Origin of the sequence: Pseudomonas sp. B1(2018) (assembly GCF_003097365.1) — a bacterium.
Lineage (GTDB): Bacteria > Pseudomonadota > Gammaproteobacteria > Pseudomonadales > Pseudomonadaceae > Aquipseudomonas > Aquipseudomonas laurylsulfatiphila.
The window spans coordinates 77754-99724 of record NZ_PYUK01000016.1 but is presented as its reverse complement, the minus strand read 5'-3'; the positions used below and the strand labels follow the sequence as shown (position 1 = coordinate 99724).

Genomic DNA, 21971 nt, shown 5'->3' with positions numbered 1-21971 from the left:
GTTGCAGTTTGCTTAAAGCGGCGTACCCAGCAGAACCCTGGAGGGCGAAAACTCCACGCGCACCGGTTTGCCGCAGGTCAGCCCCAATGCCCGCAGGTGCGTTGGTTCGTCCAGCGCGCACAGGGTCAGGCCGTTAGGCAGGGTGATGCGCACCTCGCTGGGGCCGTCGTCGGCGTCGAGAATCTTCTCGATGGTGCCTTTCAGGCAATTGTTTCCCGGCGTTTCGGCTGAATCGATCTGCAGCACATCGAGCCAGCCGGCCTTGATCAAGGCCACGACTTCGGTGCCGATCTGCAGTTCCAGGCGCTCGGTGCTGTCGTGGGTGATTTGCGCGTCGACGATCAAGCCTTCGGCGACTTCGAGGCGAATCAGGTCGTTGCGTCCCTGGGACTCGATCGCCACCACCTTGCCGTGCAACTGATTGCGCGCGCTGGTGCGCAGCATCAAACGCCCGAGCAGGTCGAGGTCGCTGGCATCTTCAGCGGCTTCCAGCACCTGGGCCTGCAAGGCTTGCAGCTTCTGGTACAGCCGCAGCACCCGCTCGCCTTCTTTGGAGAGGCGGGCACCGCCGCCACCCTTGCCGCCGACAATCCGCTCCACCAACGGCTTCTGCGCCAGGTTGTTCAACTCATCAATGGCATCCCAGGCAGCCTTGTAGCTCAGGCCCGCGCTTTTTGCCGCACGGGTGATCGAGCCTTGCTCGGCGATGTGCTGCAGCAGGGCGATGCGCTGCGGACGGCGGACAATGTGCTGGGACAACAAGGTGGGCAAAGACATGGCAAGTCGCTTTGGGTGGTGGCGATGGGGAGGACGGTGGCGGCTGAAAGCCTGGGAGTCAAGTCACGCCACAATCCCTGTGGGAGCGAGCCTGCTCGCGATGAGTTCATCAGATTCAACATTGGCGTGTCTGATACACCGTCATCGCGAGCAGGCTCGCTCCCACAGGTTTTGTGCGCTCAGGTCAAACCGCATCGCCGGGTTTGGGCGTGCGGGCCAGGCAATAGACGTCGACCCGCGCTGCACCGGCGTCGATCAACAACCAGGCCAGGGCCTGGGCCGTGGCACCGGTGGTGAGGACGTCGTCGATCAGGGCCAGGTGCCGGCCCTTGACGGCGGCACCGGGTATCAGGCTGAAAGCGTTGCGCAAGTTCTTGCGGCGCGCTTGGGCATTCAAGGCCTGCTGGGCATCGGTGTCCTGGGTTCGCAGCAGCAACCGTTCGTCGCATGGAATGTCCAGGGCTTCACTCAACCAGCGGGCCAGCATCGCCGCCTGGTTAAACCCGCGCTGGCGCAGGCGCCGGTTGGCCAGCGGTACCGGAATCAGCGCATCGGGTCGCTGCAGATCGTCTTCGAAGCGATGTTGCAGGTATTGAGCGAGAAGTTCGGCGAGCAAGCGGCCAAACGGCCACTTTGCATTGTGTTTGAAGCGGGTGATCAGGCTGTCAACCGGAAAGCTGTAGGTCCAGGGGGCAATCACCTGTTCGAAGGCCGGTGGCTGCTTCACGCAATGGCCGCAGGTCAGGCCCGCGGCCGGGAGCGGCAGGGCACAGGTACGGCAGTGAGCGCCAAGCCAGGGCAACTCGGTTTCACATGCCGTACAGACCGGGGCGATGCCGTCGGCGGGTTCATCGCACAGCAAGCACGGCTGTTTGTTTTTTGACCAGATGTAAACCTGTCCTTTGTTCTGTGGTTGACAGCGCATCGCTCTTCCTTAAATATGCCGAAACATCTGTGAGGCGGCTGTGACATTCCATGACCCAGCCGCATGCCAAAGCATAATTCAAAGGAAACGCCCATGAGCGCCAGCACCACTGCAACCCTGCGTCATGACTGGTCTTTGGCCGAAGTCAAAGCACTCTTCGTTCAGCCATTCAATGACCTGTTGTTCCAGGCGCAGACGGTGCACCGTGCGCATTTCGACGCCAACCGCGTTCAGGTGTCGACCCTGTTGTCGATCAAGACCGGCGCCTGCCCGGAAGATTGCAAATATTGTCCGCAGTCCGGTCACTACAACACTGGCCTGGAAAAAGAAAAACTGATGGAAGTGCAGAAGGTCCTCGAAGAGGCCGCTCGCGCCAAGGCCATCGGTTCGACCCGCTTCTGCATGGGCGCGGCGTGGAAGCACCCGTCGGCCAAGGACATGCCGTACGTACTGAAGATGGTTGAAGGCGTGAAAGCCCTGGGCCTGGAAACCTGCATGACCCTCGGCCGCCTGGATCAGGAGCAGACCGAGGCGCTGGCCAAGGCCGGTCTCGACTACTACAACCACAACCTCGATACATCGCCGGAGTTCTACGGCAGCATCATCACCACCCGCACCTACAGCGAGCGCCTGCAAACCCTGGCCTATGTGCGTGAGTCGGGGATGAAGATCTGCTCCGGCGGCATCCTCGGCATGGGCGAGTCGCTGGACGACCGCGCCAACCTGCTGATCCAGCTGGCCAACCTGCCGGAGCATCCGGAGTCGGTGCCGATCAACATGCTGGTGAAAGTCGCCGGTACGCCGCTGGAAAATGCCGACGACGTCGACCCGTTCGATTTCATCCGCATGCTCGCGGTCGCGCGCATCCTGATGCCGCAATCCCACGTGCGCCTGTCTGCCGGCCGCGAAGCAATGAACGAGCAGATGCAGGCTCTGGCGTTCTTCGCCGGTGCCAACTCGATTTTCTACGGCGAGAAACTGCTGACCACCGCCAACCCGCAGGCCGACAAGGACATGCAACTGTTCGGGCGCCTGGGGATCCTGCCGGAAGCCCGCGAAGAGCACGCCGATGAAGTGCATCAGGCGGCGATCGAGCAGGCGCTGGTGGAGCAGAAGAGCAGCGAGCAGTTCTATAACGCCGCCGTCTGATCGCTCTCTGTAGGAGCTGCCGCAGGCTGCGATCTTTTGATCTTGATTTTTTAAGATCAAAAGATCGCAGCCTGCGGCAGCTCCTACAGGAATTGATGTTTCTTTCTTTTTCGCGAGGCCTGCATGTCTTTCGATCTCGCCGCACGCCTTGCTGCCCGTCGTGCCGAAAATCTCTACCGCCAGCGTCCGCTGCTCGAAAGCCCGCAAGGGCCGCAAGTGGTGGTTGATGGCAAGCCGTTGCTGGCGTTCTGTAACAACGACTACCTGGGGCTGGCCAATCATCCACAAGTGATCGAAGCCTGGCGTGCCGGCGCTTCTAAGTGGGGGGTGGGTGGCGGCGCCTCACATCTGGTCATCGGCCATAGCGCCCCGCACCATGCCCTGGAAGAAGCCTTGGCCGACCTGACCGGTCGTCCGCGCGCGCTGCTGTTCACCACCGGTTACATGGCCAACCTCGGTGCGGTCACGGCGTTGGTGGGGCAGGGTGATACGGTGCTCGAAGACCGGCTCAATCATGCGTCGCTGCTCGACGCGGGGCTGCTGTCCGGCGCGCGGTTCAATCGCTACTTGCACAACGACCCGGTGAGCCTGGCCAAGCGCCTGGAAAAAGCCACCGGCAATACCCTGGTGGTCACCGACGGCGTGTTCAGCATGGACGGCGATATCGCCGACTTGCCGGCACTGGCCCGAGAGGCCAAGGCCAAAGGCGCCTGGTTGATGGTCGACGATGCCCATGGTTTCGGACCGCTGGGTGCCAACGGTGGCGGCGTCGTCGAGCATTTCGGTTTGAGCCAGGAAGAGGTTCCGGTGCTGGTCGGCACCCTCGGCAAAGCCTTCGGTACGGCGGGCGCTTTTGTGGCCGGCAGCGAAGAGCTGATTGAAAGTCTGATCCAGTTTGCCCGGCCTTACATCTACACCACCAGCCAGCCACCGGCGCTGGCCTGCGCCACGTTGAAAAGCCTGGAACTGCTGCGCAGCGAACACTGGCGCCGCGAGCATTTGCAGACGCTGATCCGCCAGTTCCGCCAGGGTGCCGAACAGATCGGCCTGGAACTCATGGACAGCTTCACACCGATTCAACCGATCATGGTCGGTGATGCCGGGCGCGCTGTGCGTCTTTCGCAAATGCTGCGCGAGCGCGGGTTGATGGTGACCGCGATTCGCCCGCCGACCGTACCCGCTGGCAGCGCCCGACTGCGGGTCACGCTGACGGCAGCCCACAGCGAGGCCCAGGTGCAGCTATTGTTAAACGGACTGGCCGATTGTTTTCAACAACTGCAGCCGGAGCCAAGCCATGCGTGATCGTTTGATTCTGCTGCCCGGCTGGGGCCTCGGCGTTTCACCGCTGGAGCCTTTGGCTGCGGCTTTACGCGGCCTGGACGAGCACCTGCGTGTCGAGATCGAGCCGTTGCCCGACCTGGAGTCGAGCGATCTTCAAGAGTGGCTCGATGAGCTTGATGCGACATTGCCGCAAGACGCCTGGCTGGGCGGCTGGTCATTGGGTGGCATGCTTGCCTGCGAACTGGCGGCCCGGCGTGGCGATCGCTGCTGCGGCGTGTTCACGCTGGCCAGCAACGCGTCTTTTGTCGCGCATGAACACTGGTCGGCCGCCATGCCTGGGGAAACCTTCGATGCGTTTCTGGCGGGATGTGCAGCCGATCCGCGCGCGACCTTGAAACGCTTTTCACTGCTCTGCGCCCAAGGCGCCGAAGACCCGCGTGGATTGTCGCGGCTTTTGCTCGCTGGCGCACCGAACACCGCCGCGCCAGTGCTGCTGAGCGGTCTGCAAGTACTTGCGCAACTGGATACACGGCAGGCAATGCAATCGTTCCGGGGTCCGCAACTGCATCTGTTCGCCGGCCTCGACGGGCTGGTACCGGCGGAGGCGGCGGGCGATTTACTGGCGTTGCTGCCGGATATAGAAGTCGGTCTGATTGAGCAGGCCGGCCACGCGTTTCTTCTGGAAGATCCCCACGGTGTGGCGGGGGCGATCCAGGCCTTTTTGCATGAGTCCGGCGATGACTGATTTATCCCTTCCCAACCTGCCCGGCGGCTTACCCGACAAACGCCAGGTCGCTGCATCTTTCTCCCGTGCGGCGCAAAGCTACGACAGCGTGGCCGAGTTGCAGCGTGATGTCGGCAGCCAATTGCTCCGGTGTTTGCCGCAGGATTTTGTACCGCAGCGTTGGTTGGACCTGGGCTGCGGCACCGGGCATTTCAGTCGTGCCTTGGGTGAGCAATTTCCGAGCAGTCACGGTGTGGCGCTGGATATCGCCGAGGGCATGCTCAACCACGCCCGGCCGTTGGGCGGTGCCACGCATTTCGTGGCGGGCGATGCCGAGCGTTTGCCACTCCAGGACTCGACCTGCGACCTGATCTTCTCGAGCCTGGCGGTGCAATGGTGTGCGGACTTCGACTCGGTGCTTCGTGAAGCTTATCGAGTGCTGAAACCGGGTGGCATTTTTGCGTTTGCTAGTCTTTGTACAGGGACGTTGTTTGAACTGCGCGACAGCTGGCGACAGGTCGATGGCATGGTGCACGTCAACCGCTTTCGGGAGTTTGGTGTTTATCAGCAGTTGTGTGCGGCCAGCGGCTTGAGGGTGGTCAGTCTGCAAAACCTTGCGCATGTGCTGCATTACCCGGATGTGCGCAGCCTGACCCATGAGCTCAAGGCGCTGGGTGCGCACAATCTCAATCCCGGTCGACCGGGTGGCTTGACTGGCCGGGCGCGGATTCTGGGTTTGATCGAGGCTTATGAGCAGTTTCGTCAGGCCCGAGGCCTGCCGGCGACTTATCAAGTGGTGTACGCCGTTTTGGAGAAACCCTTATGAGCGCAGCCTATTTCATCACCGGTACGGATACGGATGTCGGCAAAACCACAGTCGCTGCGGGGCTGCTGCATGCGGCGCGTTCGGCGGGGCTGAGCACGGCGGCGGGCAAGCCGGTCGCGTCCGGGTGCGATGTGACGCCCAAAGGCTTGCGCAACGCCGATGCACTGGCGTTGCTGGCGGAGTGTTCGCTGCCGCTGACCTACGTACAGATCAATCCGGTGGCCTTCGAACCGGCCATTGCTCCGCATCTGGCGGCACGGGAGGCGGGCGTGGCGTTGACGGTGCAGTCGTTGCTGGCGCCGATGCGGCAGATTCTCGGGCTGCAGGCGGACTTCACCCTGATCGAAGGCGCTGGCGGCTGGCGCGTACCCTTGGCGGATCAGGACAATCTGTCGGACCTGGCCATTGCATTGAAGCTGCCGGTGATCCTGGTGGTCGGCGTGCGCCTGGGGTGTATCAGCCATGCCTTGTTGACCGCCGAAGCGATCGCCCGGGACGGTTTGCAACTGGCGGGATGGGTGGCCAACATCATCGACCCGAAGACCTCGCGGCTGGAAGAAAACCTCGCCACCCTGGCCGAGCGCCTCCCGGCGCCGTGCCTGGGGCGTGTGCCCAAACTCAAGACCGTGACGGCAGAAGCCGTGGCCGAGCACTTGCAACTGGACCTGTTGGACTGAGGTTTGGGAATGCGGGCTTTGCCTATTGCAAGGCACTGTGCCATTAGTGTTTTTGACGGGTGTTTTGCCTGCCACTCTGCTTCAATGGCCGTTGTTGATCCTTTGAAAGGACGAGTTCTCCCATGGAAATCTCAGGAAACACCGCTTTTTATGCCGGTCTGAGCACTCTTCAGACAGGGCAGAACCGAGTCGATCAAGCCGCCGGGCAGATTGCCAACACCACCATCGAACGTTCGGTCACCAGCCAGTCTTCCGAGGCGCAGGTCGATCGTCTGCGATCGGTTGATCGTAGCCAGCAATCGGATCTGGCCAGCAACGTGGTCGAAATGGCCCAAGGCAAGATTCAGGCGGAGCTGGGCGTAAAAATCGCCAAGGCCTCCGATGAAGTGCTCGGAACGTTGATCGATACCTACGCTTGATTCTTCACTGATACCGCACCCTCGACGCCGCGCCTGTTCGCGGCGTTTTTCTGCGTAAGTCTTTCTTGCTCAACTAATCTTTTCAGTGTGGCGGGCTGCTTTGAAAGCGCGGCTGCGTTGCCGTGTGCCTGTGTGTCCAAAGCTGCGATGACGAACGGCAAAAGATCGACGCTTGACAAGATTTCGGCGTAAACGTATGTTTCAAACAACTGTTTGATCGCAACAACAAATCCATGCGGTCGTTCATTCCCGGTTACATCAGCAGAGGTTTATCGCTATGCCTGACTACAAGGCCCCCTTGCGTGATATTCGCTTCGTTCGTGACGAACTGCTCGGCTACGAAGCGCACTATCAGAGCCTTCCGGCTTGTGCCGACGCAACGCCGGACATGGTTGACGCCATTCTCGAGGAAGGCGCCAAGTTTTGTGAGCAGGTACTGGCTCCGCTGAACCGTGTGGGCGACCTCGAAGGCTGCACCTGGAGCGAGTCTGGCGTTAAGACGCCGACTGGCTTCAAGGAAGCCTACAAGCAATTCGTTGAAGGCGGCTGGCCGAGCCTGGCTCATGACGTCGAGCACGGCGGCCAAGGCTTGCCGGAATCCCTGGGCCTGGCCATCAGTGAAATGGTCGGCGAGTCCAACTGGTCGTGGGGCATGTACCCGGGGCTGTCGCACGGTGCGATGAACACCATCTCCGAGCACGGCACCCCTGAGCAGCAAGAGGCCTACCTGACCAAGCTGGTTTCCGGCGAATGGACCGGCACCATGTGCCTGACCGAGCCGCACTGCGGCACCGACCTGGGCATGCTGCGCACCAAGGCCGAGCCTCAGGCCGACGGTTCCTACAAAGTCTCCGGCACCAAGATCTTCATCTCGGCCGGTGAACACGACATGGCCGACAACATCGTCCACATCGTACTGGCCCGCCTGCCGGATGCACCGGCTGGCACCAAAGGCATCTCCCTGTTCATCGTGCCGAAGTTCCTGCCCAACGCCGATGGCTCGGTTGGCACGCGTAACGCTGTGTCTTGCGGTTCCCTGGAACACAAGATGGGCATCCACGGCAACGCCACCTGCGTGATGAACTTCGACGGCGCCACCGGTTTCCTGATCGGCCCGGCGAACAAAGGCCTGAACTGCATGTTCACCTTCATGAACACCGCTCGCCTGGGTACCGCGCTGCAAGGCCTGGCCCACGCTGAAGTCGGTTTCCAGGGCGGCCTGAAATACGCTCGCGACCGTCTGCAAATGCGCTCGCTGACTGGCCCGAAAGCGCCGGACAAAGCCGCTGACCCGATCATTGTGCACCCTGACGTACGTCGCATGCTGTTGACCATGAAGGCGTTCGCCGAAGGTAACCGCGCGATGGTTTACTTCACCGCCAAGCAAGTCGACATCGTCAAGTACGGCGTGGACGAAGAAGAGAAGAAGAAAGCCGACGCACTACTGGCCTTCATGACGCCAATCGCCAAGGCCTTCATGACCGAAGTCGGTTTTGAAGCGGCCAACCACGGCGTGCAGATCTATGGCGGCCACGGCTTCATCGCCGAGTGGGGCATGGAGCAGAACGTTCGCGACAGCCGTATTTCGATGCTGTACGAAGGCACCACCGGTATCCAGGCACTCGACCTGCTGGGCCGTAAAGTGCTGATGACCCAGGGCGAGGCTCTCAAAGGCTTCACCAAGATCGTCCACAAGTTCTGCCAGACCAACGAAGGCAACGAAGCGGTTCAAGAGTTCGTCGCGCCGCTGGCTGCACTGAACAAGGAATGGGGCGAGCTGACCATGAAGGTCGGTATGGCCGCCATGAAGGATCGCGAAGAAGTCGGCGCGGCCTCCGTGGACTACCTGATGTACTCCGGTTACGCCTGCCTGGCCTACTTCTGGGCTGACATGGCGCGTCTGGCTGCCGAGAAACTGGCTGCCGGCACTTCCGAAGAGGCGTTCTACACCGCCAAGCTGCAGACTGCGCGCTTCTACTTCCAGCGCATTCTGCCGCGTACCCGCACTCACGTCGCAACCATGCTGTCGGGCGCCAACAACCTGATGGACATGAAAGAAGAGAACTTCGACCTGGGCTACTAAGCCTTAGGGGATGTTCAAAAGAACCGCCGCTTCCTCCCGGGAGCGGCGGTTTTTTTTGCACTGGGGTCAGGCCTTGATCACCATGGCGTCGGATCCAGGGGGCCGACGCCAGTCGGGGAGGTCGCGCCTTCGCCGTTACGTATGAACGGCAGGTGCCAGAAGTCGTTAGGCACCACCGGATCGCCAGGCTTGACGCCTTCCGGAAAGATGAACTCGAACACCGGCGCCACATACTGTCCGGCAACCAGTCCATTGGCGACGGTCAGCCGGGCCGCATTCTGGATGCAACTGTCCACACCGGCCTGGGATAAGGCTTGCTGCGGAACGCAAAGTGACCGTGCAACGACGCGCAAGGTACGCGTCGGCTGGCTAAGCAGCCCAGCGGGCGCTTTGGTCGCACGTAGTCTGGCGCGTTGTGGCTGAGGACCGGTGTTCTGTGTGGTAATACCGCCCGAGGCTCCCAGGCAACTGGTCGCAAGGCCCAGCGCAGGGTTGCATTCACCCGTCATCTCATAGGGTGTCACCCAGCGATTGGTTTGTACGCCCGTCGATGGATTGACATCTATCAGGTAAATGTCGACCGGGGTCTTGATGTCGGTGGTCGAGGCTTCAAGGAAAATCCGGTCCTGCGTCTCTTGGGCTACTCCGTTGATGGCCGTTGCGGCCGGGTCGGCCGTACCGATGCCAAATTCCCCGATAGCCAGGTAGCTGGGCTGCGAACCCGGTTGAGTGTAGATCCCGACATTCGCCTCGATCGTGTGTGCAGAGACGAAGTCCGGGAGGCCTGTTGTTGCTGACTTGAACAGAGTGCCGGACCAACTGATGAAGTCGCCGACTTCGAAGGGTGCCTGTTGGGTCGGGTCGGGGTCCGTCGCCGTACGTGTCGCATCGCTGAATCTCTTCATGACGTACTGGCTGCAATAGGTTTGCCCCACCGCTGGACCTGAGAGCTCTCCGCTGGCCGGAGGCGTGACGCCAGCCTGGCTGAAGTTGCGGCAGTTGTTGGTCGTGGTCGGGGTGACCACTTTTGGCCGGTTTTTCTGCGGGCAGAGCGCATCGTCCCCGGAAATCGTGCGCGGCACGCACATCGGGTAGCCGGTGGCGGCATGGATGGTCGGGTTGGCATCATCGACGGAGAAGCGTGGGTCGGGGCTTTGGGCGCGGCCAAAACGTCCGTTCGGGTCGTTGATCTGAATAATCGTGGGTTGCGTCGGGTTCCCGCTGTCGACTTCGAGGTTGCCGTTGGTGTAGTCGATCCGGGTGATGACACCGCTCCCGGCGTTGACCGATTGCTGGGAGACAAAGATCAGCCCGGCAATCTGCTTGTTGGAGACGGTATTGCCTACTACATGGATCTCGAACGAGGGATAGACCGCCGGAGATTTTCCGAGCGCCAGGGTTCCACCCCTGACGAATTCAGCCCAGGTCAGGGTATTGGCCGGCATCTGCATAACGGTGTTGCAAGGGACAACAATCGTGACGCCATTCAGCTGGACAGTCCCCCCGAAGCGACCCGGGTCGCTGGTTGTAGGGCAATTCGTATTGGTGGTGTCCAGGGTCATGTTTTGGATAAAACCGGTCACATCAAACCCATGAATCGCCGTCGGGTTTGTGAAAATCGGATCGGGCAGTGTGGGCGTCGTGAACGGCGAGGGCACTCCCGGGGGCTTGGCAGTCCCGCCTCCGCCCCCACCGCCACCGCCACCGCCAGCTCCGTTTTTGGCAAATGCATCTCCACCACCACCAATGACCAGTGCGATGGCGACAGCACTGGCGAGCAGAGCATGGCGACTGAAGATGCCGTTGAGTCGTTTGTGAGGCAGCAGCGGTATCGCGAGCGTTTTTTCGAACAAAGATAAGCTCATGGCTCACTCCAGAATCTTGCAGGACCAATTGCCGGCCAATCGGGATCACAGATCTGCTGATGCGCTTGATCCTGCGCAAGAGAAACGCAAAGCCGTGAATGTCGAATGGGGGCTCGATCCAGCGGATTCAGTGCCGGTGTAAGGTCGGCACTTGCCGTTCGGATGCTTTCACCTGCGTGCGTCGGCCGGTTACGGACGCAAACGCGAGAGACATTTCCTTGAGCCTGAGGGGCACATAGCAGTAGTCGTGCCTGATTGGCACAATTGATTGTTAGCCAGCAAACATGCGGGCTGCGCTGAAGTTGGTGATATACACATAATTGTATGTTATGTGGTTTACACCAAAGTAGGTGGGGATATACACCCAAGTTTGGAGTTCTGTGAAAACTGTAGGTAAGTGTATCGCCGGTAGTGGCAGATGAGAAGTGTTGCCTATTGAATACTACTAAGGTCTTAGGTGTGCAAGAGGGATGTTTAAGAAAGGGTGAGAAAGTAGTCTTGTGTGGGAGGTTTAAATAAAAAATAGCTAGCGCAGTGCAACTTGCGCGCGAATGGTTTGTTGTATGTCTGGTGGGGGGTTATTGACTGGCGATGCGAAGTTTCAGGATTTTTAAAGTGCCGTTTACATCGCGGTGCTTGGAGGAGCAAATACTCTGCCAATTTCAAAAAAATGCGTCTGGTGTCGCTTTGCCCTTTAAAATATGGCCTTTGAGGTCGTTGTTAGCCGCCTGTTACTGGCTGTCCGGGGAATGTCACCCACTAATGGGTAAAGTTTAACCAGAACTGAGGGATAGTGCGCAGTTGCTGTAGTTAGTAGGGTTTCTTGATTCGATTAAATTAAAAAAATATTGAAATTTTCCTGATGAAATGTTTTGTTACGTCTAGAGTTTCGTGAAGCGCTACCCAGTGCTGCGAAATATCACTGTTTAAGAATGCCTGAGTCACGAGAGTGCTTTGCCAGTCAGGTCTCGCAATACCCATGTAACTTAAAGTTGGCGTGGTTGTTCGAGCGAACAGCAAGATTCATGGCGATGAGCTCATCTTGTAACAGGGTAACCGCGGAGGCTGACTACTCCGTACTGAATCGGGAGCGTCGTCATGTTTAAGTATTTGAGCATCTTCCGAACCACCTGTTTGGCCAGGGCGATGGCGATGACTCTCTTCGTCACCGGCCTGCCTGTCATGAACGTTTGGGCCGCTGACCCGGTAGTGGTCGATCCGCCCGTGCCGGACGTGCCCACTCTGCAATCGCTGCGTGGGCTGCTCCCGCCCGACCCATCGGGAACCGAAGGCGGGCGCAAAGTCGACCTGATGACCGACTACGTGCTCAATCGCTCGGCGGCAGTGCTTCTGGGCAAGGCACTGTTCTGGGATATGGAGATCGGCAGTGACGGTTCCACGGCTTGCGCGTCATGTCACTTCCACGCGGGCGCCGATCACCGCACTACCAACCAGATCAACCCGGGTCAGGCGAACACTAACGCGAACGTCTCGTCGATCTTCAACAAACCGTTCACCGCCTCGGACATTCCGGGGGACGTGCCAAGCTACACCACCAAATCAGGAGGCAAGGGCGGTCCGAACTACCTGCTGAAGAAAGGCGACTTCCCGACCCATGTGCTGGCAGATCCCCTGGATCGCAATTCGGCGATTGTCTATTCGACTGACGATGTGATCGGTTCGCAAGGCGTGTTCGACGCCAACTTCGTCAAGCCTCGTCAGTCGCGTTTCGACAGGTGCATCCAGCAACCGGACGGCATCTTCCAGGTGGGCGGGATCAATGTTCGCCGCAGCACCGGACGCAACGCACCCACGGTGATCAACGCCGCGTTCAACGTGCGCAACTTCTGGGATGGCCGGGCCAATAACGTCTTCAACGGCTTCTCGCCGTTCGGCAATCGCGACCCTGACGCCGGGATTTTCGTGACTAGCGATCGCAGTGGCGTGGCGACCAAAGTCAGGCTGGCGCTCAAGGATGCTTCCGCCGCCTCGCAAGCGGTAGGTCCACCCGGCAGCCCGGTGGAAATGTCCTGCGGCGGGCGTACCTTCGCCGACATTGGCCGGCGCATGCTCGACACCTTGATGCTCAAGCAGCAGCGGATTTCATCCACTGATTCGGTGCTCGGGCCGGTATCCGGTGCCCGTCGGCCGACGTACCGTGAGCTGATCAAGAACGCGTTCCAGCCGCGCTTGTGGAATGCCACGCAGCAGGTCTCGCTGGGCGGCGCGCCATACACCCAGATGGAGGCGAACTTCCCGCTGTTCTTCGGGCTGGCGATTCAGATGTATGAGTCCACGCTGATCTCGGACCAGGCACCGCTGGATGCCTATTTGCAAGGCGATCACACTGCCATGAACAGCCAGCAGGTCCAGGGCATGAACCTGTTCCTGGGCAAAGGCAAGTGCATCAGTTGCCACGGCGGCGCGGAATTGACCAACGCCGGCAGCCGCTTGCTGTTCCATCCTCGGGAGCGTATCGAACGGATGATCATGGCCGACAACCTGACCACGCTCTATGACAACGGCTTCTACAACACCGGGGTGCGCCCGACCTCGGAAGACCTGGCACTCGGTGGCTCGGATGCGTGGGGTAATCCGTTGTCTTTCACCCGTCAGTACAACACCGTACTGAAGGGCGGCACGATCCCTGATCCACTGGACGTCGATGTGTGCACCTTCGAAGCGCGTTTGAGCCCGGCTATCCCCTGTGATGCGACGCTCAAGCCCAATGTCGATTTCCGCGACGCGGTCGATGGCGCCTTCAAGACGCCAACCCTGCGCAATATCGCGTTGACCGGCCCGTACTTCCACAACGGCAGTCGCGCAACGCTGCAGCAGGTCATGGAGTTCTACAACCGTGGTGGCGATCGGCGTGGCGAGGATGCCAGCAATACCAGTGGTTTCGAGCACCCGGCGGTCAATCAGCACAACGGTTCGAACCTCGACCCGGACATGACCCGGCTGAACCTCACCCCGGATGAAGTGGATGCGCTGGTCAAGTTCATGGAGGTCGGGTTGACCGATCCTCGGGTGGCGTGGGAACGGGCGCCGTTTGACCATCCTTCGCTGGTACTGCCGCAGGGCGAGAAGGGAGATGAAAACTCCGTCGGGCAAAAACCGGCCAGTCCGAAGATCACAACGAGGCAGGCGCAGGACGCCGACATCCAGCTCAGACCGGTCGGTGCCGAAGGTCGCACACGTCTGGAAGGTCCGCTGCAACCGTTCAACAACGACCTGTAACCGTATTTCCCCTTGCGCCACTGGCATCTGATGGATGCCAGTGGCGCCCTTTTACAATTACCTCAGTATTTCACTCAGCAATTCGGGGTTTCTGCCGTTACAGTAGTGGGCACATTGCCATCTATTGATCTGACGGGTCGGAGCTTTACCCTTGCCGCGCTCATCCGCTGTACGTTTCAGTCATTTCCTGCCGTCATTACTGCTGTTGCTGGCGGGGCTTGCGGCTGCTTACATCAAGGATCTGAACGTCTTTTTCACCTCGCTGTTCAACGTGCTGCCCACCCTGGTGTTGTTACTCGGCGGCGCCTATTGCGCGGTGTACCGACGCCAGCGTGAACTGTTTCTGATGGTCACGGTGTACATCGCCTACTTCCTGCTCGACACCCAGACCGACTATTACCGCGACAACGGCAAGGTGCGTGACGATGCCGCCGTGGTCTTTCACCTGTGTTGCCTGCTGCTGCCATTGTTGTTCGGGGTGTTCGCGGCGTGGCAGGAACGCACTCATCTGTTCCAGGACATGGTTGCGCGTTTCGCCGTATTGCTGGCGGTCGGCAGCGTGGCGCTGGGACTTGAGCAAAGTTATCCACACGCGCTGCTGATCTGGTTGTCGGAGATTCGCTGGCCCGCCTTGCATGGCGCCTGGATGAGTCTGATCCAGTTGTCCTATCCGGTGTTCATTGCCGTGTTTGTGCTGCTGACCTGGCAATACTGGCGCAACCCGCGACCGCTGCATGCCGCGCAACTTGTGGGATTGCTCGGGTTGTTCTGGATGCTGCCGAAGACCTTTATCCTGCCGTTCACACTGAACATCATGTGCAGCCAGGTGATGCTGATGATCGCCGCCGCCGTTGCCCACGAAGCCTATCAAATGGCCTTCCGCGACGAACTGACCGGGCTGCCGGGCCGCCGTGCGCTGAATGAACGCATGCAACGGCTGGGGCGCAACTACGTGTTGGCCATGAGCGACGTCGACCACTTCAAGAAATTCAACGACACCCACGGCCACGATGTCGGCGACCAGGTACTGCGGCTGGTGGCCAGCAAACTGTCGAAAATCGGTGGTGGCGGTAAGGCGTATCGCTATGGCGGTGAGGAATTTGCCCTGGTGTTTGCAGGCAAGACCCTCGAAGAGTGCATGCCGCACCTGGAAGTCATCCGCGAGTCCATCGCCACTTACAACATTCAGCTGCGTAATCAGGAAAACCGCCCGCAGGACGACAATCAGGGGCGCCAGCGGCGAGCCGGTTCCGGCGCATCGAGTGTGTCGGTGACGGTCAGTATCGGCGTTGCCGAACGTATCGATCAACGCACCCCGGAAGAGGTGCTCAAGTCTGCTGACCAGGCGCTCTACAGCGCCAAGGGCGCCGGGCGCAACTGCGTGATGGCGTTCGGGCAGAACCGCCGTGGCGCCGTACGCATGGACGCCGCTACGGTTGAGTGATGATCGCGCATTCAGCGACTGGACATTGATTGTGGCGTAGTGTCGGCGGCAGTAGGTTGGAAAAAACTGCCGACGGAGAATGACCATGCCCGAGTACAAAGCTCCCTTGCGCGACATGCGCTTTCTGATCGACCACGTCTTCGACTTTCACAGTAGCTACGCCGCGCTGGGGGCCATCGATGCCAGCCCGGACATGGTCAATGCGATCCTCGAAGAAGGCGCGAAGTTCTGCGAAAACGTGCTGTCGCCGCTCAACCGCAGCGGTGATGAAGAAGGCTGCCATTTCGACAACGGCGTGGTCACTACGCCTGCGGGCTTCAAGCAGGCCTTCGCCCAATATGTCGAGGGCGGCTGGCATGGCCTGGCGGCGGACCCGGTCTACGGCGGCCAAGGGTTGCCGATCTCTCTGGGCCTGGTCATCAGCGAGATGGTGGGTTCCAGCAACACCTCGTGGGGCATGTACCCCGGCCTGACCCACGGTGCGATGTCGGCGATCCACGCCCATGGCACCGAGGAGCAGAAGCAGACCTATTTGAAGAAACTCACCGCTGGCCAATGGACCGGCACCATGTGCCTGACGGAAGCCCATTGCGGCACCGACCTGGGCATCATCAAGACCCGTGCCGTGCCAGCGGCCGATGGCAGCTATGCGATCTCGGGCAGCAAGATCTTTATCTCTGCGGGCGAGCACGACATGAGCGCCAACATCATTCACCTGGTGCTCGCCAAATTGCCGGACGCACCGGCCGGGACCAAGGGGATTTCGCTGTTTATCGTGCCCAAGTTCCTGCCCGACGCGATGGGCGAAGCGGGTGAGCGCAACAACGTGTCCTGCGGCTCGATCGAACACAAGATGGGCATCAAGGCCTCGGCCACCTGCGTGCTGAACTTCGACGAGGCCAAGGGCTTTTTGATCGGCGAGCCGAACAAGGGCCTCAACTGCATGTTCACCATGATGAACCACGCGCGGTTGGGCACGGGCATGCAAGGTCTGTGTCTGGGCGAGGCGAGCTTCCAGGGCGCGATCAAATACGCCAACGACCGATTGCAGATGCGCTCGCTGACTGGCCCGAAAGCCCCGGAAAAAGCCGCCGACCCGATCATCGTGCACCCTGATGTGCGGCGGATGTTGCTGACCATGAAAGCCTTCAACGAAGGCAACCGCGCGCTGACTTACTTCACCGCGCAGTTACTCGATGTTGCACATCTGAGTCCGGATGAAACGGCGCGCCAGGATGCCGAAGACCTGCTGGCGTTCCTCACGCCGATCTGCAAAGCCTTCATGACCGACACCGGCCTGGAAGTGACCAACCATGGCATGCAGGTGTTTGGCGGCCACGGGTTCATTCGTGAGTGGGGAATGGAGCAACTGGTACGCGACTGCCGCATTGCGCCGATCTACGAAGGCACCAACGGCATTCAGGCACTGGACTTGCTCGGGCGCAAGGTACTCGGCAGCCAGGGCAAGCTGCTGCGCGGGTTCACCAAAATAGTCCACAAGTTCTGCGCGGCGAACGCCGGACATCCACAATTGGCCGGGTATGTGGCGCAGCTCAATCAACTGAATCAGCAGTGGGGTGAGCTGACCACCAGGGTCGGCATGGCGGCGATGAAAAACCCGGACGAAGTCGGTGCCGCGTCGGTGGATTACCTGATGTACAGCGGTTACATCATCCTTGGCTACCTGTGGTTGCGCATGGCGCTGGTGGCTCAGGCGCAGCTCGATGCTGGCAGCGGTGATGCCGGCTTCTGCCGGGGTAAACTGGCGACCAGCGAGTTTTACTTCAAGCGTCTGTTGCCACGCACCACCGCTCATCGGGCGGCCATCGAAGCGGGGAGCGACTGTCTGATGCAACTGCCGGCCGAGATGTTTGCGCTCTGACACCTACCTTGTAGGAGCGAGCTTGCTCGCGATGGTCGTGAACGATAACGCGTAAACCAGATGTCCAGTGGCGCCTTGGGGTTTTTCGCGAGCGGGCTCGCTCCTACAGTTCTTATGTTTCGCCTCTCCATATCGCAATGACTAAAAATAACAAAATAGTCATGAGCTGACCCTATGTGTCACAAAAGTTGTTGAGGTACACTCCGACCCAACGAAACCACTCTTCCTGTGAATCACCTGTATAGATCTTGCGAGGTTTGCCATGGCTGACTACAAAGCGCCCCTGCGCGATATGCGCTTCGTCCTCAATGAGGTTTTCGAGGTCGCCAAACTCTGGGCCGAACTGCCTGCGCTAGCCGAGACCGTCGATGCGGAAACGGTCGAAGCCATCCTGGAAGAAGCCGGCAAAGTCACCAGCAAAAGCATTGCACCGCTGAGCCGTGCCGCGGACGAGGAAGGTTGCCATTGGGCAGACGGTGCCGTCACCACGCCGGCGGGCTTCCCGCAGGCCTATCAGACCTACGCGGAAGGCGGCTGGGTCGGTGTCGGTGGCGATCCGACCTACGGCGGCATGGGCATGCCCAAAGCCGTTTCGGCCCAGGTCGAAGAAATGGTCAACTCCGCCAGCCTGTCGTTCGGTCTGTATCCGATGCTGACCGCCGGTGCCTGCCTGTCGATCAACGCCCACGCCAGCGAAGAGCTGAAAGCCGCGTACCTGCCGAACATGTACGCTGGCACCTGGGCGGGTTCCATGTGCCTGACCGAGCCACACGCCGGTACTGACCTGGGGATCATTCGCACCAAGGCCGAGCCTCAGGCCGACGGTTCCTACAAGGTCAGCGGCACCAAGATCTTCATCACTGGTGGTGAACACGACCTCACCGAAAACATCATCCACCTGGTGCTGGCCAAGTTGCCGGATGCACCGGCGGGGCCGAAAGGCATTTCGCTGTTCCTGGTGCCGAAGTTCATGGTCAATGCCGATGGCAGCCTGGGCGCTCGCAACCCGGCGAACTGCGGGTCGATCGAACACAAGATGGGCATCCAGGCGTCCGCGACCTGCGTGATGAACTTCGATGAGGCCGTGGGTTACCTGGTCGGCGAGCCGAACAAAGGCCTGGCGGCGATGTTCACCATGATGAACTACGAGCGTCTGGGTGTCGGTATCCAGGGCCTGGCCACGGGCGAGCGCTCGTACCAGAACGCCGTGGAATACGCCCGTGACCGTCTGCAAAGCCGTTCGCCGACGGGCGCGCAGAACAAGGACAAAGTGGCTGACCCGATCATCGTCCACCCGGACGTGCGTCGCATGCTGCTGACCATGAAAGCCTCGAACGAGGGTGGCCGTGCATTCTCCACTTACGTGGCCATGCAACTGGACACCGCCAAGTTCAGCGAAGATGCCGCCACCCGCAAGCGTGCGGAAGACCTGGTGGCCTTGCTGACTCCGGTGGCGAAGGCATTCCTGACCGATCTCGGTCTGGAAACCACCGTTCACGGCCAGCAAGTGTTCGGCGGCCACGGTTACATCCGCGAGTGGGGCCAGGAGCAACTGGTGCGTGACGTGCGCATCACCCAGATCTACGAAGGCACCAACGGCATTCAGGCGCTGGACCTGGTGGGGCGCAAGATCGTCGGCAGCGGCGGGGCGTTCTACAACCTGTTCGCCGACGAGATTCGTCACTTCACCGCAACGGCCAGCGCGGACCTGGCGGAGTTCACCAAGCCGCTCAACGACGCCGTCACCACCCTCGATGAATTGACCGCGTGGTTGCTGGACCGGGCGAAGAGCAATCCGAACGAAATCGGCGCGGCATCGGTCGAGTACCTGCAGGTCTTCGGCTACGTGGCGTATGCCTACATGTGGGCCCTGATGGCCAAGGCCGCATTGGGCAAGGAAGCGCAAGACGATTTCTACGCCAGCAAACTGGGCACCGCACGGTTCTATTTCGCCCGTCTGTTGCCGCGGATTCACTCGTTGAGCGCGTCGGTCAAGGCCGGTAGCGAATCGTTGTTCCTGCTGGATGCAGGACAATTCTGATGACGTAATGGTTTGTAAGCATTCTCTTACATAACGTGCTGCTGTTCTCCCATAGATGCAAATTGGATCCACAGCTAATCTACTTCTCATGGACGTAGCGCAGGAAGCGCAAAGCAACAACAGGGACACGTAGGATTCTGCCAGGATGGCGGAGTGAAATGGATGTCAGGGAAACAGTCTGCAAAGCCCCGCTTCGGCGGGGTTTTCTTTTGCCCGAAGAAAAGTTTCCTAGCTCAGCCCGTCCAGAGCCTGCGCGCTGTTCAAGCGTTCAGCCGGGCCATTGATTACTTCTTCCAGCAATGTCCGCAGCAAGGCCAGCGAGGCCTGCTGCCGTTGCACATCCCGACACACCAATCCGACTTTCAGTGGTACTCGTGGTTCGCTCAGGGGTTTCCACAGCAGTTCGTGGTTGCCATGGGTCTTTTGCGAGCGTCCGGGCAGCACCGTCGCCAGGCGTGTGTGCGGCAGGCTGTCGAGGATACCGGCCATGTTGTTCAGTTCGGCTTGCACCTGCGGGCGACGTCCGAGGTTCGCCAGTTGGGTTTGCCAGATCTGCCGGATTTGAAACTCCTCGCCCAGCAGCAACATCGGCAGCTCGGCGGCCTGGCTCATGGACACTTTCTTGAATTCACGCAGCGGGTGCTCTGCCGGGATGACCAGGGTCAGTTCATCTTCGTACAGCATCACGCCATGCAGGCCAGGTTGGCGGGGCGGCAGGTAGCTGATGCCGATATCCAGAGAACCGTTGAGCAGTCGCCGCTCGATTTCCAGTCCGGTCAGTTCGTAGATCTGCACGACAAGATGCGGCTGCGCCTTGCGCACGCGTTCGAGCATCTGTGGAACGAGGCTGGTATGCACGGTCTGCAATACACCGATGGCCAGGGTGCGCAGCGCCTGACCCTTGAAGTTGCCGAGCGCCTCCCGTGCCCGTTGCAGGCCATCGAGCAAAGGCAGGGCGTGGTTGTACAGCGTGTGGGCCGCGAGGGTCGGCAACAGGCGTTTGCTGTTGCGTTCGAACAGGCTCACATCGAGGTTTTGCTCGAGGTGACGGATTTGCTGGGACAGCGCCGGCTGGGAGATCGACAGGCGTTCGGCGGCCCGGCCCACATGGCCTTCTTCATAGACCGCGACGAAATAACGCAGTTGCTTGAAATCCATAAGTATTACTTATCGAAAATGCTGGGAAATCGAAATGGCTGTATGCCTTGCCTGAGCCTAGTCTAACCGCATTCACAGGGCTTACAGGGCCACAGAGCGCGATGAATACCCTTTGCTACGATGCTGTTTACATAGGTAAGGCAAAAAACCTCAAAAGAGGTTGTTTCAGATGAATCTGTTCAGTCTGCGCCGGAGTCCTCCCAGTCTTGATGATCTGGTCATGGACGCCTCCCTGCCTTCCAAAGACAACAGTCTTTCCAGCGAGTACTTGATGCCCGGTATCGAGCGGCCGAAACAGGTGTTTGTGCGCGGCCAGGGTTCATGGCTGTGGGACAGCGATGACCGTGCGTATCTGGATTTCTCCCAGGGCGGTGGGGCCAACAGCCTTGGTCATAGCCCTTCGGTACTGGTCAACGCCATCACTGCCCAGGCTCAATCGCTGATCAATCCGGGTTTCGGCCTGCATAACCGCGGCATGCTCAAACTTGCCGAACGCCTGTGTGCCAGCACCGGCAGTGATCAGGCCTACCTGCTCAATACCGGCAGCGAAGCCTGTGAGGCGGCGATAAAACTGGCGCGCAAATGGGGTCAACAGCATCGCGGTGGTGCGTCGGGAATCATTGTGGCCAACAACGGTAACCATGGCCGTAGCCTGGCGACGATGTCGGCGTCGGACAGTTCGACATTGGCCAACCGATTCGAGCCGCAACTGCCGGGCTTCAGTCATGTCCCGTTCAATGACCTTCCGGCTTTGCATGCGGCCGTGGATGAACGGACCGTCGCGATCATGCTCGAACCGATCCAGAGCGAAGCCGGTGTGATCCCGGCCACCGCGCATTACCTCAAGGGTGTCGAACGCTTGTGCCGTGAACTCGGCATTTTGCTGATCTTCGACGAAGTGCAAACCGGCATCGGCCGTTGTGGCACCTTGCTTGCGGAACAGTCCTGCGGGGTCACGGCGGATATCGTCGTGCTCGGCAAAGGCCTGGGCGGCGGCGTGCCATTGGCCGCGCTGCTGGCGCGGGGCAAGGCCTGCTGCTTCGAACCCGGCGAGATGACCGGTACCCATCATGGCAATGCACTGATGACCACGGCGGGACTTTCGGTGCTCGATACGGTGCAGGACAAGGCTTTCCTCAAGCACGTCGCAGAAGCCGGTCAGCACCTGCGTGAGGGGTTGGGGCGTTTGGCCCATCGGTACGGTCATGGCGAGTTGCGCGGACAAGGGCTGCTGTGGGGGCTGACGCTGTCGGACGACTCCGCTGACGCGGTCGTCAAGGCCGCGCTCTACGAAGGTTTATTGCTCAACGCCCCGCAACCCGACTGCCTGCGCTTTACCCCTGCGCTGAATGTCAGCAACGCCAACATCGATGAAATGCTCCTGCGCCTGGCGCGCGCCTTCTCCCGAGTACGCACCGCGCAATTGCAGTGCCGCAAAGGGATTGCCGTCTGATCCGACGCGCCCTGCACACATTCCCGA

The 21971-nt window shown here is 60.1% G+C and carries 16 protein-coding genes; 12 read left to right on the top strand and 4 right to left on the bottom strand.

The genetic code is table 11. The annotated features are described in order from the left end of the window. Positions 1–12: 12 nt before the first annotated feature. A complete protein-coding gene (locus C9422_RS23110; protein ID WP_116582280.1) occupies positions 13–777 on the bottom strand; it encodes a TOBE domain-containing protein in 765 nt (254 codons plus the stop codon). Positions 778–961: 184 nt separating this feature from the next. Next, positions 962–1702 carry a ComF family protein gene (locus C9422_RS23105; protein ID WP_116582279.1) on the bottom strand — a complete coding sequence of 247 codons (741 nt, stop codon included), beginning with the start codon at positions 1700–1702 and terminating at the stop codon, positions 962–964. Positions 1703–1795: 93 nt separating this feature from the next. Here C9422_RS23105 and bioB point away from each other — a divergent pair, with 93 nt between their 5' ends. From bioB to C9422_RS23065, 7 genes are all read left to right on the top strand, one after another. Next, complete coding sequence (gene bioB / locus C9422_RS23100) at positions 1796–2851, top strand: biotin synthase BioB (RefSeq protein WP_007980348.1); 1056 nt, start codon at positions 1796–1798, stop codon at positions 2849–2851. Positions 2852–2974: 123 nt separating this feature from the next. Continuing rightward, a complete protein-coding gene (gene bioF, locus C9422_RS23095; protein WP_116582278.1) occupies positions 2975–4153 on the top strand; it encodes an 8-amino-7-oxononanoate synthase in 1179 nt (392 codons plus the stop codon). After that, the gene (locus C9422_RS23090) at positions 4146–4877 is read left to right on the top strand and encodes an alpha/beta fold hydrolase (RefSeq protein WP_116582277.1); all 732 of its coding nucleotides are present in this window, start codon (positions 4146–4148) and stop codon (positions 4875–4877) included. The genes bioF and C9422_RS23090 overlap by 8 nt, the downstream gene beginning before the upstream one ends. Further along, positions 4870–5682: a malonyl-ACP O-methyltransferase BioC gene (gene bioC, locus C9422_RS23085; RefSeq protein ID WP_116582276.1), complete on the top strand. Its 813-nt coding sequence runs from the start codon at positions 4870–4872 to the stop codon at positions 5680–5682. Before C9422_RS23090 ends, bioC begins: the two co-directional genes overlap by 8 nt. After that, a complete protein-coding gene (gene bioD, locus C9422_RS23080; protein ID WP_116582275.1) occupies positions 5679–6359 on the top strand; it encodes a dethiobiotin synthase in 681 nt (226 codons plus the stop codon). The genes bioC and bioD overlap by 4 nt, the downstream gene beginning before the upstream one ends. Before the next feature lie 122 nt (positions 6360–6481). Further along, the gene (locus tag C9422_RS23075) at positions 6482–6778 is read left to right on the top strand and encodes a pyrroloquinoline quinone biosynthesis protein PqqE (protein WP_116582274.1); all 297 of its coding nucleotides are present in this window, start codon (positions 6482–6484) and stop codon (positions 6776–6778) included. Positions 6779–7055: 277 nt separating this feature from the next. After that, entirely contained in the window at positions 7056–8861 is a 1806-nt protein-coding gene (locus C9422_RS23065; protein ID WP_007980335.1) for a phenylacyl-CoA dehydrogenase, read from the top strand. Between the two features lie 77 nt (positions 8862–8938). Here C9422_RS23065 and C9422_RS23060 read toward each other — a convergent pair whose 3' ends face one another. After that, entirely contained in the window at positions 8939–10726 is a 1788-nt protein-coding gene (locus C9422_RS23060; protein WP_116582272.1) for a hypothetical protein, read from the bottom strand. Positions 10727–11878: 1152 nt separating this feature from the next. On the opposite strand from C9422_RS23060, the gene C9422_RS23055 reads away from it, so the two are divergent. The 4 genes from C9422_RS23055 to C9422_RS23040 all read left to right on the top strand — a co-directional run bounded on the left by C9422_RS23055 (position 11879) and on the right by C9422_RS23040 (position 19333). Continuing rightward, positions 11879–13966, top strand: a complete 2088-nt coding sequence (locus tag C9422_RS23055) for a cytochrome-c peroxidase (RefSeq protein ID WP_256590019.1) — start codon at positions 11879–11881, stop codon at positions 13964–13966. 151 nt (positions 13967–14117) lie between these two features. Continuing rightward, a complete protein-coding gene (locus tag C9422_RS23050; protein WP_116582270.1) occupies positions 14118–15410 on the top strand; it encodes a GGDEF domain-containing protein in 1293 nt (430 codons plus the stop codon). Positions 15411–15495: 85 nt separating this feature from the next. Then, positions 15496–17292 carry an acyl-CoA dehydrogenase C-terminal domain-containing protein gene (locus tag C9422_RS23045; RefSeq protein ID WP_116582269.1) on the top strand — a complete coding sequence of 599 codons (1797 nt, stop codon included), beginning with the start codon at positions 15496–15498 and terminating at the stop codon, positions 17290–17292. Positions 17293–17554: 262 nt separating this feature from the next. After that, the gene (locus C9422_RS23040; protein WP_116582268.1) at positions 17555–19333 is read left to right on the top strand and encodes an acyl-CoA dehydrogenase C-terminal domain-containing protein; all 1779 of its coding nucleotides are present in this window, start codon (positions 17555–17557) and stop codon (positions 19331–19333) included. A gap of 228 nt (positions 19334–19561) precedes the next feature. Here C9422_RS23040 and C9422_RS23035 read toward each other — a convergent pair whose 3' ends face one another. Further along, positions 19562–20491: a LysR family transcriptional regulator gene (locus C9422_RS23035; protein ID WP_116582267.1), complete on the bottom strand. Its 930-nt coding sequence runs from the start codon at positions 20489–20491 to the stop codon at positions 19562–19564. A gap of 169 nt (positions 20492–20660) precedes the next feature. Here C9422_RS23035 and C9422_RS23030 point away from each other — a divergent pair, with 169 nt between their 5' ends. Further along, on the top strand, positions 20661–21944 hold the full coding sequence (locus tag C9422_RS23030) for an aspartate aminotransferase family protein (RefSeq protein ID WP_116582266.1): 1284 nt from the start codon (positions 20661–20663) through the stop codon (positions 21942–21944). The last annotated feature ends 27 nt before the right edge of the window (positions 21945–21971 follow it).